Source organism: Streptococcus cristatus, from assembly GCF_003943535.1.
Lineage (GTDB): Bacteria > Bacillota > Bacilli > Lactobacillales > Streptococcaceae > Streptococcus > Streptococcus cristatus_L.
Window position 1 is genome coordinate 110,157 of sequence record NZ_RJPU01000004.1, and the last position, 19,507, is coordinate 129,663.

16 protein-coding genes and 1 pseudogene are annotated in these 19,507 nt (G+C 43.0%); 10 read left to right on the forward strand and 7 right to left on the reverse strand.

Features of this window, described 5'->3' with window-relative positions; genetic code table 11:
- Nucleotides 1–31 precede the first annotated feature (31 nt).
- The 4 genes from D8790_RS07145 to D8790_RS07160 are packed head-to-tail and all read right to left on the reverse strand — an operon-like array spanning nucleotide 32 to nucleotide 4,609.
- Entirely contained in the window at nucleotides 32–1,267 is a 1,236-nt protein-coding gene (locus tag D8790_RS07145; RefSeq protein WP_125388111.1) for an aminoacyltransferase, read from the reverse strand.
- A 14-nt stretch (nucleotides 1,268–1,281) separates the two neighbouring features.
- Nucleotides 1,282–2,496 carry an aminoacyltransferase gene (locus D8790_RS07150; protein WP_185761929.1) on the reverse strand — a complete coding sequence of 405 codons (1,215 nt, stop codon included), beginning with the start codon at nucleotides 2,494–2,496 and terminating at the stop codon, nucleotides 1,282–1,284.
- Nucleotides 2,496–3,305: a sugar-phosphatase gene (yidA, locus tag D8790_RS07155; protein ID WP_125388113.1), complete on the reverse strand. Its 810-nt coding sequence runs from the start codon at nucleotides 3,303–3,305 to the stop codon at nucleotides 2,496–2,498. Before yidA ends, D8790_RS07150 begins: the two co-directional genes overlap by 1 nt.
- 2 nt (nucleotides 3,306–3,307) lie before the next feature.
- Complete coding sequence (locus tag D8790_RS07160; RefSeq protein ID WP_125388114.1) at nucleotides 3,308–4,609, reverse strand: HD domain-containing protein; 1,302 nt, start codon at nucleotides 4,607–4,609, stop codon at nucleotides 3,308–3,310.
- 117 nt (nucleotides 4,610–4,726) lie between these two features.
- Here D8790_RS07160 and D8790_RS07165 point away from each other — a divergent pair, with 117 nt between their 5' ends.
- From D8790_RS07165 to D8790_RS07175, 3 genes and pseudogenes are all read left to right on the forward strand, one after another.
- Nucleotides 4,727–5,131, forward strand: a complete 405-nt coding sequence (locus D8790_RS07165; RefSeq protein ID WP_185761930.1) for a YwiB family protein — start codon at nucleotides 4,727–4,729, stop codon at nucleotides 5,129–5,131.
- A 191-nt stretch (nucleotides 5,132–5,322) separates the two neighbouring features.
- Nucleotides 5,323–8,019 (forward strand): cation-translocating P-type ATPase, encoded by a 2,697-nt coding sequence (locus D8790_RS07170; protein WP_125388116.1) that lies wholly within the window; start codon nucleotides 5,323–5,325, stop codon nucleotides 8,017–8,019.
- 88 nt (nucleotides 8,020–8,107) lie between these two features.
- A pseudogene (locus tag D8790_RS07175) lies at nucleotides 8,108–8,898 on the forward strand (DUF2785 domain-containing protein).
- On the opposite strand, the gene D8790_RS07180 reads toward D8790_RS07175, so the two are convergent.
- Complete coding sequence (locus D8790_RS07180; RefSeq protein WP_125388117.1) at nucleotides 8,892–9,752, reverse strand: metallophosphoesterase; 861 nt, start codon at nucleotides 9,750–9,752, stop codon at nucleotides 8,892–8,894. The pseudogene D8790_RS07175 and the gene D8790_RS07180 sit on opposite strands and share 7 nt — an antisense overlap.
- 280 nt (nucleotides 9,753–10,032) lie before the next feature.
- Here D8790_RS07180 and prfB point away from each other — a divergent pair.
- The 3 genes from prfB (at nucleotide 10,033) to ftsX (ending at nucleotide 12,794) form a co-directional block, all read left to right on the forward strand.
- Nucleotides 10,033–11,128, forward strand: a protein-coding gene (prfB, locus tag D8790_RS07185) for a peptide chain release factor 2 (protein WP_111705360.1) whose coding sequence is annotated in 2 segments (ribosomal slippage) — nucleotides 10,033–10,104 and nucleotides 10,106–11,128 — 1,095 coding nt in all. Because the reading frame shifts where the segments join, the coding sequence is not laid out codon by codon here.
- A gap of 54 nt (nucleotides 11,129–11,182) precedes the next feature.
- Nucleotides 11,183–11,875, forward strand: a complete 693-nt coding sequence (gene ftsE, locus D8790_RS07190) for a cell division ATP-binding protein FtsE (protein ID WP_045496731.1) — start codon at nucleotides 11,183–11,185, stop codon at nucleotides 11,873–11,875.
- Nucleotides 11,868–12,794 (forward strand): permease-like cell division protein FtsX, encoded by a 927-nt coding sequence (gene ftsX, locus D8790_RS07195; protein WP_125388118.1) that lies wholly within the window; start codon nucleotides 11,868–11,870, stop codon nucleotides 12,792–12,794. Before ftsE ends, ftsX begins: the two co-directional genes overlap by 8 nt.
- 88 nt (nucleotides 12,795–12,882) lie before the next feature.
- Here the strand turns inward: ftsX and D8790_RS10900 are convergent, their stop codons facing one another.
- Entirely contained in the window at nucleotides 12,883–13,077 is a 195-nt protein-coding gene (locus tag D8790_RS10900) for a hypothetical protein (protein ID WP_125388119.1), read from the reverse strand.
- Nucleotides 13,078–13,265: 188 nt separating this feature from the next.
- A complete protein-coding gene (locus D8790_RS07205) occupies nucleotides 13,266–13,898 on the reverse strand; it encodes an MBL fold metallo-hydrolase (protein WP_125388120.1) in 633 nt (210 codons plus the stop codon).
- A gap of 132 nt (nucleotides 13,899–14,030) precedes the next feature.
- On the opposite strand from D8790_RS07205, the gene D8790_RS07210 reads away from it, so the two are divergent.
- The 4 genes from D8790_RS07210 to D8790_RS07225 all read left to right on the forward strand — a co-directional run bounded on the left by D8790_RS07210 (nucleotide 14,031) and on the right by D8790_RS07225 (nucleotide 19,395).
- Nucleotides 14,031–16,475 (forward strand): bifunctional DnaQ family exonuclease/ATP-dependent helicase, encoded by a 2,445-nt coding sequence (locus D8790_RS07210; RefSeq protein ID WP_125388121.1) that lies wholly within the window; start codon nucleotides 14,031–14,033, stop codon nucleotides 16,473–16,475.
- A gap of 115 nt (nucleotides 16,476–16,590) precedes the next feature.
- On the forward strand, nucleotides 16,591–17,565 hold the full coding sequence (locus D8790_RS07215) for a YeiH family protein (protein WP_125388122.1): 975 nt from the start codon (nucleotides 16,591–16,593) through the stop codon (nucleotides 17,563–17,565).
- A 12-nt stretch (nucleotides 17,566–17,577) separates the two neighbouring features.
- On the forward strand, nucleotides 17,578–18,810 hold the full coding sequence (locus D8790_RS07220) for an FtsW/RodA/SpoVE family cell cycle protein (RefSeq protein ID WP_048763819.1): 1,233 nt from the start codon (nucleotides 17,578–17,580) through the stop codon (nucleotides 18,808–18,810).
- A gap of 36 nt (nucleotides 18,811–18,846) precedes the next feature.
- On the forward strand, nucleotides 18,847–19,395 hold the full coding sequence (locus D8790_RS07225) for a DJ-1 family glyoxalase III (protein ID WP_125388123.1): 549 nt from the start codon (nucleotides 18,847–18,849) through the stop codon (nucleotides 19,393–19,395).
- Nucleotides 19,396–19,507: the final 112 nt, after the last annotated feature.

Below are 19,507 nucleotides of genomic sequence, written 5' to 3' on the forward strand. Positions count from 1 at the left end.
ATACAAAAAAACCAAGGGAAACCTTGGTTTTTTAACGTCTTAGAATTTTCTTTATGAGCTGAAGCAGCTTAAACTTGAGTGGGTTAGGATAATAACGGAAAGTCCCCATTTTTCGGACGATGAAGCCGTTGAAGTTCTGCTTGAAGCGCAGAACACCGTCAGAACCGTCGAAAATTCCCATGATTCCGAGAAAATTATAAAATGGAATGCCTCTCTTGATGCTTTCGGTCATAACGTATTCCTGCAGCAGCGCAGGGGCGTAGAATTTATTAAACTCAGGATAGGATCCACTGAAAAGATAGGTCGCTTCCTGAGGGGTGTAGATAAAGAGACTGGCAGCCAGGACTTGGTCTTGGTCGCCGTACTTGTCGATTAGCTCTTGAGCCTCTAGCTTGCGGGTTTCAAAGCTGTCAAACTGGCTGGAAAGCTCCCGCAGCTGATTTTGCTTCTTTTCAGATTGAGGATTTTTCTCCAAGTCAGCCTGCAATTTCTGAATTTTTTGGCCTAGTTTCTCTTGGTCCTTTTGTAAGTTCTGAAGATAGTCCTTAAAGTTGAGACTGGCTGTCATAAAGTCAGCCTGTTGACCAAAGCTATCATAAAAATCTTGATAGTAGTCTAGTGGCTTGTCATCATATTCCCGCCTGTCAGAAGTGGCAGCTGTGATGTCTTTGAAAACGCTGAGTTGGTCGCGATCTAAATTTTTTAGTTTGATACCAAAGGTATTCGCCTTTTTGACGGTCGCCTTTCCATTTTTACTGAAGGATTTGAGTAGGTCTTTCTCCGTCAGACCAGCTAAATCTTTGACATAATGCCAATCAGGCTCCCCGCCTGGATAGCCTGTCTGTAAGCCATCAAAGTCAAAGCCCAAGTCAGTCAGTTGCTGGATAAGCTCGCCTTTTTCATCAGATGTGGGATGGCCATTGCTGTCAAAGGCCTGATACGTCTCATAGGGCTTGATGATGAGCTCTAGGGCACCTTCTTTTTTAGCATAGACTTGCAAAGCTTGATAGAAAGGAGTCAGGTATTGAGCATCAGTAGAGACAGGACCGCAGTTGATTTCCATATGAAGGCCGCCAGTCATAGGCATACTATAGAGGACAGCTGACACCACGACCTGTCCCTGCGGGTCAGTGTAGCCGACATACTGGGTACTGAAGCCCCGCTTGCTCAGCAGCTCTGCCATTTCCACGGTCTGCATAAAAGAGCGTTGGGAGCTAGCTGAGGTATGCTGGATGAATTCTTCTTGACTGAGAAGTTTAAAGGTCATAGGCTTCCTTTCTTTTAATGCTTGCTGCGCAGTTTCTTTCTGATAGTGTAGGCCAGATTGGAGAGGTGGTAAAGAGGATTAGTTGGCAGATTAAACTCACCAGCAAATTCCTCAATGGTCGGATTGAACTTGGATTTAAAGCTGTAGAGACCGCCCTTGAGGTCGTTTTCAATTCCGCCCATATTTTGCCAATCAGCTCCGCGCTCAAAAGCATGTTTGGCTGTTTCGTACCAAGTGATGATGGCAGGCTGATAACGACGGTATTCCTCGTCCATTCCGGCATAGATATTTTCCGAGGTTTTGCCGTATTCCAAGACCAGTGTGCCAGACAGGGGAACGACAGTAGCACCTTGGCTGATTTTGTCCTGCAGAAAGTCAATCTCTTCTTGGAGGCGTTTCTGTTCTTGCTGGTTATTCTCAATCTTGCCAGGCTTGGTTTTTTCGGTAAATTTCTCTGCTTCCTTGAGTGTCTTGGTCAGCTGAGCCTGCAAGTCATCCAAGCGTGCCTTTAGATCAATGCTGGATAAGGTGATGTAGGAGTGGTCAGGATAAGTGTCCAAGAGTTTTTGGTAATAGTCTTTGCCACGCAGGTGGATGTTTTTTCTATTTTCCGTTTTCTTCATCAGGGCTGAAAAGTAGTCCAGTAATTCTGCTCTGCCAAATTGGATTTGAATGCCTTTGTTGCGGGCCGTACGAATAGCCTGACGTGTGCTTTTAGAAAGCAGTTCCTCACTAAAATCTTCTTTATGGATATTGGCCTGCAAGCGAGGCTGGATGGTTTCGTCCAGAGACTCAGTCCGTCCGACCCAGACAGCTCCTGCTTGTTGCAGATCTTGAATCAACTCAATCGTCTCTGTATTGTCTTGCAATTCAGCACCCATCTTGCTTTCTGCCAGAAAGAGGCTAGGGTCAAACTTGACAAAGAGCGCTTTTTTCTCCTTGGCAAATTTCTTGAGCGACGCCAAAACAAAGGTCAGCAGCTCCTTGTCACTATAGTCCATAATAGGACCGCGAGGGATATAAAGCATGGTCATCCCCAAGGGCAGTGGTTTAATCAGGACACTGGCTGCAGCAACCAAGTGGCCGTCTTTGTAGAAGCCCAAGCGTTCATTTCCCCAGTTGTCCTTGATTTGAGCCCAAGCAGAGCTCTGCAGGAGATTGGCCTGCGGATGAGCCGTGACAAAATCATCGTGTTCCTGAGCTGAAATTCCAATTTTGTAGCTAAACATTATTTTAAAACCCACTCTCTAATAGCGTGTGCTACGCCGGATTCTTCGTTCGACTTGGTGATGTATTTGGCGATTTTCTTGAGTTCTTCTCTGCCGTTTTCCATGACAACAGGAGATCCGACTGCTTCCAGCATGGCACGGTCATTTTCTTCATCACCAATAGCCATGGTCTGCTCCTTGCTCAAGCCAAGTTTTTCAGCTAGATGGAGGATAGCAGCTCCTTTATTGACAGTTTTTTTGACAATTTCCAGATAGAAAGGAGCTGATTTTACCAGTGTATATTTTTCGGCTAATTCCGGTGGCAGCTTGGCAATGGCCGCATCCAGAATTTCTGGCTCATCAATATACATGCACTTGACGATTTCTTTATCAGTCATTTCTTCAGGCGTGCGGTAGAAGATCGGCATGTTAACAAGATTGGACTCGTAAACAGTGTACTTGCCGATGTTGCGATTGGCTGTATAAATGCCGTCCTTGGTGATGGCATGCATGTGGACACCTAATTTTCGCCCGAGCAGTTCGATATCGAGATAGTCGTCATAGGTCAGTGTTTCCTTGATTAATTCTTGACCTGTAACAGTATCCTGCACCAGTCCGCCGTTGAAAGTAACGACATAGTTGTCTGGCTGATTAAGCTCTAGCTCCTCGAGAAGCTTTTGAACTCCTGCAATAGGACGGCCGGTCGCAATGACAATCTTGACGCCAGCAGCCTTGGCATCCTGAACAGCGCTGAAGACTTCAGGAGTGATTTCTTTTTGGTTATTTAAAAGGGTGCCGTCAATGTCGACGGCAACTAATTTGATAGACATATTTATTCTCCGTAGGTAAATTGGTCGTTTTTGATATAGTGCATAAAGGCCTGGTTTTTTTCGCTGAAAAGTCCGGTCTCTGCTAGCATTTCCTTGGGGAAGTAGAAGCGATTATCGCCTTGTCTAGTTCCGGCTAGCGAATGAACGATAGGAGACAGGCTGGACAGTTCTGCTAAGCAGCCATCTTTTTGCAGAATTTCTATCTGAGTCCGAGGTTTTTCAACGTCAGGCCGGTAGAAATCATAAGGCAAATCAAAATTACGATGAATAGCAGTGTAGTAATTAGGGTCAAAACCAACCTGTCCAACTAGGTCTCGCATGATATCCAAATGCGCTTCGTTTTCCTGAGAGAAGACGATAGACTTAAAGACCTTGCGGTTGATAAAACGCTGAGCCAAGTCAGATAAAATCTTGTCTGGACTAGTCATCCAAACTTGGAAATAGGTATTCATAACACCATCATCCAAGGCCAGATAATCCTGCAGGGTCACTCTATTTTCAAAGAATGGAATGAGACTGGGAGATGACAGCGCAAAATAATCCTTCTGAGCCGGATAGAGGAACTTAGCCCGCTTGAGCAGATTTTGCAGCAAAACTTCCATAGCTCTGCTGGCCGGGTGGAAATAAACCTGCATGTACATCTGGTAGCGGCTGACTACATAGTCTTCTACCGCATGCATGCCATTGCGCTTGAAGGCGATGCCATTTTCTACTGGACAAATCACTCGTAAAATTCTGGTTAAGTCAAATTGCCCATAGGAAGCACCAGTAAAGAAGGAATCCCGCAAGAGATAATCCATCCGATCCACATCAATCTGGCTGGAAATCAGCTGAACCACCTGTTTATTAGGATAGGTATGATTGATGACGCTAGCCACCTTTTCTGGAAAATCTGGCGAAACCTGCACCAAGGCCTGATGAATCTCTGTTTCAGGACTGGTGATGATTTGCCGCGTAATGTCCTCATGATCGGTATCAAAGAGACGCTCAAAAGTATGTGAATAAGCGCCATGTCCCAAGTCATGCAGGAGAGCGGCTGTCATGGTTAGCAGGCTTTCGTGACTATCCCAGACATCGCTATATTTTTCATTGAAAATCTTGGTGATGCGTCGGGCAATCTCGTAAGCTCCCAGACAATGCGAAAAACGGCTGTGCTCCCCGCCGTGAAAAGTATAGCCAGAAGTGCCCAGCTGTTTGATGCGACGCAGCCGTTGAAATTCTTTGGTATTGATTAAATCATAAATGACCTGATGATCCACATGCACATAATTATGGACGGGATCTCGAAATACTTTTTCAATCATAGTCCTATTATATCATAAATGCTCAGTGGGCGAAATTCAAAGCCTGAAGTAGAAAGGAAGAATTCTCAAGAAATTTTTGGTAAAATAGAGGAAAGAAACAAGGAATGTGAGAAAATCATGAAAATTAGAATGAGAAATCAAATCAAATTAGATGAACAAATGGAGTTGATTGACCAGGTCTACGATGTAGAATGGACAAAAAAAGGAAGCAATCACTATTTGATTTATCAGAGCGAGGAGCAGGAAAAGGTCGTTCTGAAATTTAATGAGGACAAGCTGACTATGACCCGCTTTTCTGAGCCGAAAACCATTCTTCATTTTATCAAGAATGGTCAGCATTTAGTATCTATCCCGACTCCGCTGGGTGCTCAACAGTTTGTGACGGATACTCAGCACTATCACTTAGATGCAGAAAATCAGGTTTTGGAACTTCACTATGATTTGAAAAGAGGCGACGACGATCAGCTTTTTGCTTCCTATCAGATGAAAATAGAATGGAAGGAAGAAAAGTTTGAAAAATAATAGCTCTGCCTTGAAAAATACAAAAATTTTGGTATAATAAATACACTCAAGGGAGTAGCTAACGGTTTTACCGTTACAAGGTCGTCAATACGAAAGAAATTTCCGGCCTTGTATGAAATAGCGAGACTTGTTAATAAACAGGTCTCTTTTTTGTTTATTTTGAAAGAGGCCCATCAAAAGGAGGAGACATTTTGTCAAAAGAACAAAAGCGCCAAGCTTTTTATACGCAAAGTCCTGAGGAAGTTTTGCAAGCTATGGAAGCTTCCGAACAAGGGTTGACCAGCAGCCAAGCCCAGCAACGTTTGGCGGACTACGGTCGCAATGAATTGGAAGAAGGAGAGAAAAAGACTCTCTTGATGAAATTCATCGAGCAGTTCAAGGATTTGATGATTATCATCTTGTTGGTAGCGGCGGTCTTGTCTGTCGTGACGTCAGGTGGTGAGGATATTGCGGATGCTGTGATTATCCTAGCCGTTGTCATCATCAATGCTATCTTTGGTGTTTATCAAGAAGGCAAAGCTGAAGAAGCCATTGCGGCTCTCAAATCTATGTCCAGCCCAGCTGCGCGTGTCCTACGTGATGGTCATGTCACAGAAGTGGATTCTAAGGACTTGGTACCTGGTGATATCGTCAGACTGGAAGCCGGTGATGTTGTCCCAGCAGATATGCGACTTTTGGAAGCTAATTCCCTGAAAATTGAAGAAGCCGCTCTGACAGGTGAGTCTGTGCCAGTTGAGAAAGATTTGACTGTCGACGTAGCTGCAGATGCTGGTATTGGCGACCGGGTCAATATGGCCTTCCAAAACTCCAATGTCACTTATGGACGAGGAGTGGGGGTTGTTGTCAATACAGGGATGTACACTGAAGTCGGTCATATCGCAGGTATGTTGCAAGATGCAGATGAGACTGATACGCCACTTAAGCAAAATCTCAATAACTTGTCTAAGGTTCTGACCTATGCGATCTTAGTGATTGCTGCGGTGACCTTTGTAGTCGGTGTTTTCATTCAAGGAAAAGATCCGCTTGGTGAATTGATGACATCTGTAGCCTTGGCAGTGGCAGCTATTCCAGAAGGTCTGCCTGCTATCGTTACTATCGTCTTGGCTTTGGGAACACAGGTTCTGGCTAAGCGTAATTCGATTGTCCGTAAATTGCCAGCAGTAGAAACGCTTGGCTCAACTGAAATTATCGCTTCAGATAAGACCGGTACCCTGACCATGAATAAGATGACGGTCGAAAAAGTTTTTTACGACGGAGTCCTGAATGAAGCTGGCCAAGATATTGAACTTGGATTGGAGCTGCCGCTCTTACGTTCTGTTGTCTTAGCCAATGATACCAAGATTGACCAAGAAGGCAAGCTGATCGGTGACCCAACGGAAACAGCCTTCATCCAGTATGCTTTGGACAAGGGTTATGATGTCAAAGGATTTTTAGAGAAATATCCTCGTGTAGCTGAGCTGCCATTTGACTCAGACCGTAAGCTCATGTCTACCGTTCACCCATTGCCAGACGGGAAATTCCTCGTGGCAGTCAAGGGAGCTCCTGATCAACTCTTGAAACGTTGTGTTGCGCGTGATAGGGCTGGAGATATTGCAGCGATTGATGATGCTACTTCACAGTTGATCAAGTCTAATAACTCAGAAATGGCTCACCAAGCTCTGCGTGTCTTGGCTGGTGCTTACAATATTATTGATGCAGTTCCGACTGACCTGACGTCTGAAAATCTAGAAAATGATTTAATCTTTACTGGTTTAATCGGTATGATTGACCCAGAACGTGCCGAAGCAACAGAAGCGGTTCGCGTAGCTAAGGAAGCTGATATCCGTCCGATTATGATTACCGGTGATCATCAAGACACAGCAGAAGCCATTGCTAAGCGCCTAGGAATCATTGAGGCAGGAGATACGGAAGACCATGTTCTGACAGGTGCTGAGCTCAACGAACTTTCTGATGCGGAATTCGAAAAGGTTGTTGGTCAATACTCTGTCTATGCCCGGGTTTCTCCTGAGCATAAGGTTCGTATCGTGAAAGCATGGCAAAACCAAGGTAAGGTCGTTGCCATGACAGGTGACGGTGTTAATGACGCGCCAGCTTTGAAGACAGCTGATATCGGTATCGGTATGGGAATTACAGGTACAGAAGTTTCTAAAGGAGCTTCTGACATGATTCTGGCGGATGATAACTTTGCGACAATTATCGTTGCAGTCGAAGAAGGACGGAAGGTCTTCTCAAACATCCAAAAGACCATTCAATACCTTCTTTCTGCTAATACAGCTGAAGTGCTGACTATTTTCTTGGCAACCCTCTTTGGTTGGGATGTCTTGCAACCAGTTCATCTGCTTTGGATCAACTTGGTAACGGATACTTTCCCAGCTATTGCTCTGGGAGTTGAGCCTGCTGAGCCAGGTGTCATGACTCACAAGCCTCGTGGCCGTAAGTCTAGCTTCTTCTCTGGTGGTGTCATGAGTTCCATCATCTATCAAGGACTGCTGCAAGGTGCTCTAGTGTTGGCAGTTTATGGCTATGCTATTGCTAATCCTGTACATATTGGTGATGTAAAAGCGATCCATGCGGATGCCCTTACCATGGCTTTTGCGACCCTTGGACTTATTCAGCTCTTCCATGCTTACAATGTGAAATCTGTTTACCAATCTATCTTTACAGTTGGGCCATTCAAGTCTAAGACATTTAACTGGTCTATTCTGGTTTCTTTCATTCTATTGGTTTCAACCATTGTGATTGATCCGTTGGAAAAGATTTTCCATGTGACCAAGTTAGATGTGACTCAATGGGCTGTTGTCCTGATCGGCAGTTTCTCAATGATTATAATTGTTGAAATTGTTAAGTTCATCCAACGTAAATTAGGTATGGACAAGAATGCTATTTAACAGCAAAAAGTCATCTGCGGATGGCTTTTTTACGTACAAGGCGATATAATCAAATTCAAAGAAAGCAACTCGAAAGGACGGTGAAAGTATGTATCAAAACTTACGAAAGAAGTTGGAAGAAGCTTCTCCTTTATATTATGAAGAAGAAATCTTATGGTTACTGGATCATATTGGTCATCCAGAAGCGACAATCCGTGATAAGTTAGTCTTTTCGTCCTTAGCGAGGGGACTTCAGTCTGAGCTGTTTTCAGCTGAACAGTTTCGTTTCTTGGCTCAAGAAGCAGTCAAAAGGCAAGGACTTTTTTACAAGAGTGACGAAAATGGTCAAGCAACCTTAACACGTTCCTTCACGGCTTTGCTTTATGCTAATCTCTTAAACTGTGATGGTAATCCAAACTCTTTGTATTATCAGGCTTTATCAGTACAAGAAAGAACCTATTTACTAGATAAGGGGCTAAGCTATTTGTCAGTAGAAAGAGACACAAGGGGTTACTCCAGGAAATACGGTTGGGTTCATGCCTTCGCTCATGGAGCAGACTTATTGACAGAAGTGGCTTGTCATCCGGACTTTCCCTCCAGTAGGACGCCAGAGATTTTAGAGGTCCTTCATCAAGTGTTTAAAAGAGTTCCAGTCCGTTTCGGAAATGATGAGGATTGGCGCTTAGCTCAGGTGCTCTATCAAGCCGTCCTGAGAAAAAACTGTCCCAGCATGAATTGAGACTGTGGCTTCGATCACAGAGTTTTCCATTGGATAGCAACCAAGACTTCCTTGCTTTTTCCAATTTTCGCTCCTGCTTATTAGAAGTCTATGTGCAGTTGGACAGTAAAAAGCAGCTCTCAGATGAGCTGAGAACTGCTATTCAACATTTCCATTACTGAACTTCAATCACCGTTAAAGCATCTCGCAATTCGTCTGCTAGGTGTTTTTTCTTATAGTCTCGAAATTCGACTAAATCTTTAACAGCATTATAACGCTTGTGCAGGCGGTACATCTGGGGAATCTGATACTGAGGAAAGTCATTAAAAAAGTTCCGAGTTAGTTCCCATTCACGGATGTAGCCCAGAGGACGCATATGATAGCAAACACTTTCGATGACACGGCTTTGGTGGCGGTGATGAAGATGGCCGAAAACAACCTCTTTCACCTTGTATTTGATAAAGAGCCGATGAAAAGCTTGGCTTCCTAGGAAGGCGTTGAAGCGCTGGAAGTAGGGATGGTCGTATAGAAAATCTTGATGGGGGACAAAATGCAGAGCAACAATAATGGGACCATCTAAAGTCATCAGCAGTTTTTCTAACTCTTGTAGCGTCTGAGCTGTAATGCTAGGGTCGTCGAGTTGACGCTTCAATCTGCGGTCAAACCAGAAATTAGTCTTGGTTCTCAGATGCTCTTCCTTGCTTTTTTCTGGAACAAAGCTATAGTCGTACCAGCCAGAAAAGCTGACGAGCTTGGTTTGGCCAAACTGCTGGACCTGAAAATCATAGTTTGAAATTTCTCGCTCAGAAAGTCCCAGCATATCGTGATTTCCCAGATTAAAAGAAAGGGGAATCTCTTGCTTCAAAGTTTCAAGAAAGGGCAAACTGATCTTGGTCAGGTCGTTGGACAGGTCCCCAGCGATGTGTAGGTGGTCAATCCCTTCCTCTTTTAAAAGCTGGCGAAGAGCTTGGTGCTCAAAATCCCCAAACTGATTGGAGTCCAGATGGAGGTCGCTCATAAATCCGATTCTTGTCATGATTTTAGTCTAGCATATTTTGCAAAACTTGGAAATATTTAAGCGTCTTATGGAGAGCCTTACCTCTATTCGAATACCTAATAGATTATTAAAACCTTGTAATCCAGGATAATTCTTCCAATCCCATGTCATTATATTACTTTTTTAACAATTCCGTAACAAGCCGCTCCCATTCTTGCCTATCTACTAAAAATTGTATAAAATGAAGGTGCTTCATTATCGGATTAGGCAAATGTCTGAAAATGTGTTATAATAAAACGATATATGAAAAGAGGTATTTATGGACATTTCAGAAATTCGTCAAAAGATTGACGCAAATCGTGAAAAATTAGCTTCTTTCAGGGGGTCTCTTTGACTTAGAAGGTCTGGAAGAAGAAATTGCCATCTTAGAAAATAAGATGACGGAACCCGACTTTTGGGATGATAATATTGCAGCCCAAAAGACATCTCAAGAGCTCAATGAACTCAAGCAAACCTATGAAAATTTTCATCAGATGACCGAGCTTTTTGATGAATCGGAAATCTTGCTTGATTTTCTGGCTGAGGACGACTCGGTTCAGGAAGAGCTGGAAGAAAAGTTGACCGAGCTTGAGAAAATGATGACCAGCTATGAGATGACTCTCTTGCTGTCAGAGCCTTATGATAATAACAACGCCATTCTTGAAATTCACCCAGGATCTGGTGGTACAGAGGCTCAGGATTGGGGCGATATGCTGCTGCGGATGTACACGCGCTTTGGTAATGCCAAGGGCTTCAAAGTAGAAGTCTTGGATTATCAGGCTGGTGATGAGGCGGGTATTAAGTCAGTGACCCTTTCCTTTGAAGGGCCGCATGCTTACGGTCTACTCAAGTCAGAAATGGGTGTTCACCGCTTGGTTCGGATTTCGCCATTTGACTCGGCGAAACGCCGTCATACTTCCTTTACCTCAGTAGAGGTTATGCCAGAGTTGGATGATACGATTGAAGTAGAAGTCCGTGATGATGACATTAAGATGGACACTTTCCGTTCGGGCGGAGCCGGCGGACAGAACGTCAATAAAGTATCAACTGGTGTGCGATTAACCCATATTCCTACAGGAATTGTCGTACAGTCTACCGTTGACCGAACCCAGTATGGCAACCGTGACCGAGCTATGAAAATGCTGCAGGCTAAGCTCTATCAGTTGGAGCAAGAGAAAAAAGCGGCAGAAGTCGACTCACTCAAGGGAGATAAAAAAGAGATTTCTTGGGGCAGTCAGATTCGTTCTTATGTCTTTACTCCTTATACCATGGTCAAAGATCATCGAACTAGCTATGAAGTAGCTCAGGTAGATAAGGTTATGGACGGAGACTTAGACGGATTTATTGATGCCTATTTAAAATGGAGACTCAACTAAAAACAGAGTGAAATCGCTAGATAAAAACTCTGATGAAAGGAATTGTACTAATTCATGTCAATGATTGAAATGAAAGACGTTGTTAAAAAGTATGACAACGGGACAACTGCTCTACGTGGTGTATCTATACATATCGAACCAGGTGAATTTGCCTATATTGTAGGACCATCAGGAGCAGGTAAATCAACCTTTATTAGACTCCTCTATCGTGAAATTAAAATCGATAAAGGAAACCTTGCTGTAGCAGGTTTTAACTTGGGAAAAATCAAGAAACGGGATATTCCAATGCTACGCCGTAGAGTCGGTGTGGTTTTCCAAGACTATAAACTACTTCCTAAAAAGACCGTTTATGAGAATATTGCCTATGCTATGGAAGTTATCGGTGAGCATCGTAGAAATATTAAGAAACGCGTCATGGAAGTTTTGGATCTGGTTGGCCTTAAGCACAAGGTTCGTTCCTTCCCTAATGAGTTATCAGGGGGAGAACAGCAACGGATTGCGATTGCGCGTGCCATTGTTAACAATCCCCAGGTCTTGATTGCTGACGAGCCGACTGGTAACTTGGATCCAGATAATTCATGGGAAATCATGAATTTGCTGGAGCGCATTAACCTGCAAGGAACTACAGTCCTGATGGCGACTCACAATAGTCAGATTGTAAATACCCTACGTCACCGCGTCATTGCTATCGAAAATGGTCGTGTGGTGCGTGATGAGGCGGAAGGAGAATACGGATACGATGATTAGAAGGTTTTTCCGTCATTTGATTGAATCGCTTAAGAGCCTTAAGCGGAATGGTTGGATGACAGTCGCAGCTGTGAGTTCAGTTACGATTACTCTCAGTTTAGTTGCTATCTTTGCCTCTGTTATTTTAAATACCGCAAAGCTAGCGTCTGATATTTCAAACAACGTTCGTATTGTTGTCTATATGCGCAAAGACATCGCTGACAACAGCAAAACAATCGTTAAAGAAGGTCAGACAGTTAAAAATAATGATTACCACAAGATTTATGACGCCCTAACTTCGATGGATCATGTCTCAAAGGTTACTTACTCAAGTAAAGAAGAGCAGTACGAAAAGCTGACAGAGACGATGGGAAGTGAATGGAAGGTTTTTGAGGGGGATTCAAACCCACTTTATGATGCTTACATTGTCGATACGACAGAGCATAAATATGTAGATTCCGTTGCGGCAGAAGCCAAGAAGCTGGAAGGTGTTTCGGAAGTGCAGGATGGTGGAGCTAATACGAAAAAACTCTTTGCCTTATCTGATTTTATCCGAGTATGGGGACTGGTCGGGGCAGGCTTGCTCATCTTTATTGCAGTCTTCCTGATTTCCAATACTATTCGGATTACGATTATTTCACGGAGTCGTGAGATTCAGATTATGCGTTTGGTAGGGGCAAAAAATAGCTATATTCGCGGTCCCTTCCTCTTTGAAGGTGCTTGGATTGGCTTGCTAGGTTCAGTTTTACCAGTAGCCTTAGTTTATTTTGGTTATAATATGGCCTATCAAACCATGAATAAAAATCTTGTTGCGCAAAATCTTTCCATGATTGAGCCACACTTGTTTGTCCCAGCTATGATTGGAGCTGTGTCAGTCTTGGGAATCTTAATTGGTTCACTTGGTTCATCCATCTCCATGAGACGCTTCTTGAAGATTTAATAAAAAAACAGCCGTGTAGGCTGTTCGGATTGAAAACAAACATCATTTGGTGTTTGTTTTTTTATTGTGTTAAAAATATAAATTATTGTTATCGCTTTGTTTTCGATAGGCTGAGTCTGATTATAATGAGGGTCAAAAAGAATGCAGACAGGAGGCCTTTTGTGGTACTGTTTAGAAAAGGCTTGTCAAAAACATAAAAATTATAAGCAGAAAAACCTAATCCAAGGAGAGTTAGTATAGCTGAAATAGCCAGCAGAATTAACCAAATTTTTCTTTTCTCCATTATGAAGACCATCCTTTCTTTTCTATGAACTAAGTATATCATAATAAGCAAAAAGTGACATGACATGGAAGTCCGATTGTAGAGCCTATTTCCTGACTTTTCATTCTAAATTCATCTGCAGATGTAGAAATAGTCATTTACTAGATAAAAAATGAGGCAGTCTTGATTTCTGCCTCGTTATTAGTTTATTAGAAAAATGGATTGAAATTCTTTTCGTGGCCAATCGTTGTGTCATTTCCATGGCCGGGATAGACACGATAGTCTTTGGGCAAGACAAATAATTCTTCGCGGATGCCAGCAAGGAGCTGGTCCATATTACCAGTCGGTAGATCTGTACGGCCGATGGTTTCACGGAAGAGAGCATCACCAGTCAGAACGACCTGATCTTCTGGGAAAATAATGGAAACTCCTCCGATAGAATGACCAGGTGTCTGCACAGCATAGAAATGAAAGTCGTCCAGTTGGTAGTCTTGGTGATAGGTGAAATAATGTTCGGCAGGTCTGAGAATGACATCTTCCAAATCTGCATGGCGGTCAAGACCAGATAGATTATCAGTAGGAGTATAGAGCCAGCTTGCTTCGCTCTCCGCTACATAGACGGGCGGATTGGCAAAGTTATCTCGGACCTTATCCAGACTCATGATATGATCGTAATGCGTATGAGTCAGTAAAATAGCTGTGATGGGCTTAGCAATTTCTTCTAGCTTGCGTTGGATTTTTCGCCAGTCGCTGCCGGGGTCAACTACGATGACATGACGGTCATTTTCAAGGATATAAGTGTTTTCAAAAGCGATGAGATTGACAATTTTGTGAACTTTCATTGGGCTTCCTCTGTGTATGTTTTCTCAATAAAGAGTGTAACAAAAAAGCAGAAATTTTGCACAAAATTTATTTTGAGGCTCAGCTTATTTTCAGATGTCTCAGGCTGGCATTTGTGATATAATCATAGCAGTATGACACAATCGAACTATAAATATGCTGTCATCGACTTGGAGGCTACAGGTGCGAACAGCAATGCAAAAATTATTCAAATCGGCATTGTCATCATTGAAAACGGGGTGATTTGCCAAACGTATGAAACAGATGTGAATCCGCATGAGGACTTGGATGAGCATATTAAACAGCTGACAGGATTGGATGATCAGCGCTTGCGCCAAGCTCCTGATTTCTCGCAGGTTGCCCGTGAGGTTTATGAGCTGATTGAGGATGCGATCTTTGTCGCCCATAATGTCAAGTTTGATGCCAATCTATTGGCGGAAGCTCTCTTTTGGGAAGGTTTTGACCTGCTGACTCCAAGAGTAGATACGGTGGAACTAGCTCAGGTTTTCTATCCGACTTTTGATAAATATGCCTTGGGGAACCTGTGCGAACTTCTGGAGATTCCTCTGGAAAATGCTCATACCGCTTTGGCAGATGCTCAGGCGACAGCTCAGCTATTTCTAAAAATCCAGAAAAAGATGGCAGGACTGCCAAAAACTTTGCTAGAGAAGGTTCTGGAATTTTCCGATAGTCTCATCTATGAGTCACGGCTAGCGATCGAAGAGATTTTTCAGTCGATGCCAGACTATTCTGGTCAGGCTTTGCAGGAGACGTACGGTATCTTTTTGAAAAAGCCGAGAATCCTGCCGCCTGAAAAGAAACTTTCTCAGGACTTTCTGACCAACCTTTATCTGCTGGGATTGGACGAGCGCCCTGAGCAGTTGAGATTTGCGCAATATGTGACTGAGGCGCTTAGTCAGACTGCGGCTAGCTTTTTGGAGGCCCAGACAGGGCTTGGCAAGACCTTTGGCTATTTATTGCCTATTTTGGCTCATGGTCGGGAAAGAGTCTTGGTGACCGTTCCAACGAAGATTTTACAGGATCAACTGATACAAAAGGAAGGTCGACTCTTAGAGGAAGTCTTTCATATCTCCTTTCATAATCTCAAAAGTCCCGAAAATTATCTGAAATTAGATTATTTTTATCAAAGTCTCTCGGTCTTGGATGATAATCGACTTGTTAATCGTTGTAAAATGCAGCTTTTGGTTTGGCTGACAGAAACGGAGACGGGTGATTTAAATGAAATAGGCCAGGCTTACCGTTTCGAGTCTTACTTTAGCCAGATACGCCATGATGGGAAATTAAGTAAGCATTCGCTCTTTTATGAAGAGGATTTTTGGCGACTGGGGCAGGTCAAAGCAGCTAGCAGTCGTGTCGTGATTACCAATCATGCTTATCTTTTGACACGCCTTGAAGATGACCAGTCTTTGCTGGACAATCGGATGCTGGTGGTGGACGAGGCTCAAAAAATGTTTTTTGCCTTGGAAAGTTTTTCGCAGGCCAGTATCAATTTGACCAAGCAATTGCAAACTATCAGCCAAGCTCTGCAGACAGAAAAACGGATTTTACAAGAAAGACTCTTGCAAAGCATCCAATTTGAATTGGCAGATGCTGCTGAAAAGCATCGGGGCAAGACCAGTGAATTGGATTCACAGAAGATAGCCAAGCTGCGTCAAGATGTGTCTGAGCTGGATGAAAGCTTGCTACCAGAGCTCAGGGAATTGTTTTCAACCAAGTACCAATACTACTGGCTAACGGAAGAACAATTTGCAGATCATCGTGTGACAAGGCTTCATGCTGGGCGCTCAGAACTCATGAGATTTAAGGATTTCCTGCCTGAGACAGTTAAGGTTATCTTAGTCTCCTCTACTTTAGAGATTAATTCCAAGGTAAATTTGCCTCAGTTATTGGGCTTTGAGGATTATCATTTTTATAAACTTCCTCAGCAAAAGAAGCCCCTGCAGAAACTTTTCTTAGATCTAGATTTTCCAGATGTGGTGGAGTTATCAACGCAGGAATATGCTGAGAGGATTGTCGCAAGCTTAGAGAGCTTAGCTCCACTGAATTTGCCGATGGTGGTTCTCTTTACCTCCAAGGATTTATTGCTGGCCACTTCAGACCAGCTGACCATGCCGCATTTGGCCCAGTATAAGAACGGCGAGCCAGCCAATATCAAGCGGCGCTTTGACAAGGGAGAGGCCTCTGTCCTACTGGGAGCTGCTAGTTTCTGGGAAGGAGCGGATTTTGCTCAGCAAGAGCAAATCATTCAGCTCATCACGCGGATTCCTTTTGATAATCCCAAAGATTTCTTTGTGCAAAAAATCAATCATCATCTGAAGGCAGAAGGCAAAAATCCTTTTTACGATTATCAGTTGCCGTCAGCTATTTTACGATTGAAGCAGGCCATGGGGCGAACCCGTCGCAATGAACACCAGAAGTCGGCGGTTATTCTTCTGGACAATCGTATTTCAACCAAGCGCTACGGTCGGCAGATCCAGCAAAATCTAAACCAGCTGGCATCTCTAGAAATGCTGTCGCAGCGGGATATTGTAAAGGAATTAAAAGAATTTTTCGACTAAAACTGCTTGAAAACAGTCAATTTTATCTGGCTGTTTTTCTAAATGATTGCAAATTTTCTCAGCTACTGATGCCAAAAATCTGCTATAATGAAAAGACTAGGAAGAAGGTTGTGACGTGAAAAAGAATCTACTAGGAATTGCTCTATCGTTTGCGATAGCAGCTATTTCCATTTGTTTAGGAAATTGGTTTCCGCTGATTGGATCCAGTGTGTTTGCTATTGTCTTAGGAATTTTGCTCAGTAATTTATGGAAACTTCCAGTTGCCTTTCAGCCGGGCTTGACTTATTCAGGAAAGAAACTGCTTCAATATTCTATTATCTTTTTAGGTTTTTCCATGTCCATTGGCAAGGTCTCTGCAACGGGCTTGTCCTCTCTGAAGATTAGTATTTTAACTATTTTGATTGCTTTCTTGGCGGCCTATGCAGCTGGAAAGTTCTTTAAGATGAGACGCGTTTTAACCATTTTAATTGGCTTTGGAACAGCAATCTGCGGTGGTTCGGCTATTGCAGCCGCTTCGCCCATTTTAGAAGCAGAAGAAGAGGATATTGCACTTTCTATTTCAACCATCTTCTTTTTCAATATTTTAGCTGTTTTCATCTTTCCTTTTTTAGGGCATCTCATGCAAATGTCCGATGGATATTTTGGAACTTGGGCAGGTACGGCTATCAATGATACTTCGTCAGTCGTTGCGGCAGGTTATACTTACAGTCAAGCGGCGGGAGATTTGGCAACCATTGTCAAACTGAGCCGAGCCTTGATGATTGTACCCGCCTGTCTCATCTTTGCAGGCTATCGATATGTCCGAGATAAGCGGTCGGCTCAAAAAGTAGACCTCAAGAAGATTTTTCCTTGGTTTATTTTGTGGTTTGTCTTGGCTTCTGTAGTGAGTAGTTTGGGAATTTTCCCATCAAATCTAGTTCCTTACACGAAGCTGTTGTCCCAATGGCTGATGGCTATGGCCTTAGCCGGGATTGGAGCCAAGGTTTCATTCAAACAGTTCAAGGAAGCTGGAGCGGGTCCTTTATTAACCGGAGCTTTTGCTTGGTTCTGCGTCGCAGTTTCTAGCTTGATTATCCAATATTTTTTGTAAGAAAGGAAAATTATGCCTTCACAGCAAAGAACATTTGAGTCTCGGATTGATTACAGCTTGCTTTTACCTGTCTTGCTCTTACTATCAATCGGAGTTACGGCTATTTATATAGCGGTTAGTCATGATTATCCAAATAATGTCTTGCAGATTGTTGGTCAGCAAGTTGTTTGGATTTTATTAGGCTTTCTGATTAGCTTTATCGTTATGTTTTTTAACACTAAGTTTCTTTGGAAGATGACACCTTTTCTGTATATTCTAGGCTTAGGACTTATGGTTCTTCCGCTTGTATTTTATAGTGAGAGCTTAGTGGCTTCTACAGGGGCGAAAAACTGGGTATCTATTCGCGGTGTTACTCTCTTTCAGCCATCTGAATTTATGAAAATCTCATATATTTTGATGCTTTCGAGAGTTGTAGTGAAGTTTCTGCAGCAAAATAAGAACTATGAGCGGACCATTGCTTTAGATCTCTTTTTGATTGTAAAATTAGCATTATATACCTTGCCGGTTTTGTTGCTTTTGGCCTTGCAGAGTGATTTAGGAACAGCCCTAGTATTTGCTGCAATTTACTGCGGCATTGTTCTCTTATCTGGTGTTTCGTGGAAGATTATTCTACCGGTTTTCTTGACAGTATCCCTTCTTTTTACTGTCTTTATGTTGATCTTTATTTCAAATGGTGGCCGCGCTTTTCTCCATGGTTTAGGGATGCCGACTTACCAGATTAATCGGATCTCAGCCTGGCTCCATCCGTTTGAATATGCTCAGACAGTAACCTATCAGCAGGCACAAGGACAGATTGCTATTGGAAGTGGTGGTTTGCTAGGTCAAGGATTTAATGTCTCAAATCTTCTAGTACCTGTCCGTGAAAGTGATATGATTTTCACCGTGATTGCGGAGGATTTTGGTTTTCTTGGTTCGAGTTTGGTGATTGTTATTTATCTGTTCTTGATTCATCGTATGCTTCAGATTACTATTAAGTCCAACAATCAGTTCTACACCTATATCTCGACCGGTCTCATTATGATGCTGCTCTTTCATATTTTTGAAAATATTGGTGCTGTGACAGGGATTTTGCCTTTGACAGGGATTCCTCTTCCTTTCATTTCTCAAGGTGGCTCCTCCATCGTCAGCAATCTCATCGGAATCGGTCTCCTACTGTCTGTCTCTTATCAAAATAGCTTAGAAGAGGAGAAGCATGCGGTGACTCCGCCTGTTCGTAAAAAAATTGTACTTAGAAAAATAAAATAAGAAGTGGATACCTTGTATCCTAGAAAGGTGTTGTACATGAAAAAAGTAGCTCTCATGTTAGCCAATGGCTTTGAAGAAATTGAAGCCCTCACTGTTGTCGATGTCTTGCGTCGCGCAGGCTTTATCTGTGATATGATTGGTTTTGAGAAGTCTGTGACAGGCTCTCACCAGATTACTGTCAAAGCCGATCAAGTCTGGAATGGGGATTTATCCGCATATGATATGGTCGTTCTTCCGGGTGGTATGCCAGGATCAACAAATCTGCGTGATGACGACCGCTTGATGGCAGTTCTGCAGGAATTTCAAGCAGAAGATAAATTTGTCGCAGCGATCTGTGCGGCTCCTATTGCCCTTGATCGCGCAGGGCTCCTGAATGGCAAGAACTTCACTTGCTACGATGGAGTGGAAGCCAATATTGAGAACGGTAGCTATCAGAAGCAGACCGTTGTCGTAGATGGCAAGCTGATCACCAGCCGTGGCCCATCCACAGCCCTGCCTTTTGCCTATGAGTTGGTTCACCAATTAGGCGGAGATGCGGATCAATTGGCAAGTTCTATGCTTTTTAAAGACGTTTTTGAGAAGTAAAAAATTCACTCGATTTTCGAGTGAATTTTTTCTGTCTAAGTTGGATGAAAAATCTATGAAAATATGCTATTTCATCATAAATAAAAGCCCTTTTTTTCAAAAAATATGATAT

Coding starts and splice junctions, on each gene's coding strand:
- D8790_RS07205 (WP_125388120.1), bottom strand. CDS start 13,898: ATGAAAGTTCACAAAATTGTCAATCTCATCGCTTTTGAAAACACTTAT.
- D8790_RS07210 (WP_125388121.1), top strand. CDS start 14,031: ATGACACAATCGAACTATAAATATGCTGTCATCGACTTGGAGGCTACA.
- D8790_RS07225 (WP_125388123.1), top strand. CDS start 18,847: ATGAAAAAAGTAGCTCTCATGTTAGCCAATGGCTTTGAAGAAATTGAA.
- D8790_RS10900 (WP_125388119.1), bottom strand. CDS start 13,077: ATGGAGAAAAGAAAAATTTGGTTAATTCTGCTGGCTATTTCAGCTATA.
- D8790_RS07145 (WP_125388111.1), bottom strand. CDS start 1,267: ATGACCTTTAAACTTCTCAGTCAAGAAGAATTCATCCAGCATACCTCA.
- D8790_RS07220 (WP_048763819.1), top strand. CDS start 17,578: ATGCCTTCACAGCAAAGAACATTTGAGTCTCGGATTGATTACAGCTTG.
- ftsX (WP_125388118.1), top strand. CDS start 11,868: ATGATTAGAAGGTTTTTCCGTCATTTGATTGAATCGCTTAAGAGCCTT.
- D8790_RS07150 (WP_185761929.1), bottom strand. CDS start 2,496: ATGTTTAGCTACAAAATTGGAATTTCAGCTCAGGAACACGATGATTTT.
- D8790_RS07160 (WP_125388114.1), bottom strand. CDS start 4,609: ATGATTGAAAAAGTATTTCGAGATCCCGTCCATAATTATGTGCATGTG.
- ftsE (WP_045496731.1), top strand. CDS start 11,183: ATGTCAATGATTGAAATGAAAGACGTTGTTAAAAAGTATGACAACGGG.
- D8790_RS07165 (WP_185761930.1), top strand. CDS start 4,727: ATGAAAATTAGAATGAGAAATCAAATCAAATTAGATGAACAAATGGAG.
- yidA (WP_125388113.1), bottom strand. CDS start 3,305: ATGTCTATCAAATTAGTTGCCGTCGACATTGACGGCACCCTTTTAAAT.
- D8790_RS07180 (WP_125388117.1), bottom strand. CDS start 9,752: ATGACAAGAATCGGATTTATGAGCGACCTCCATCTGGACTCCAATCAG.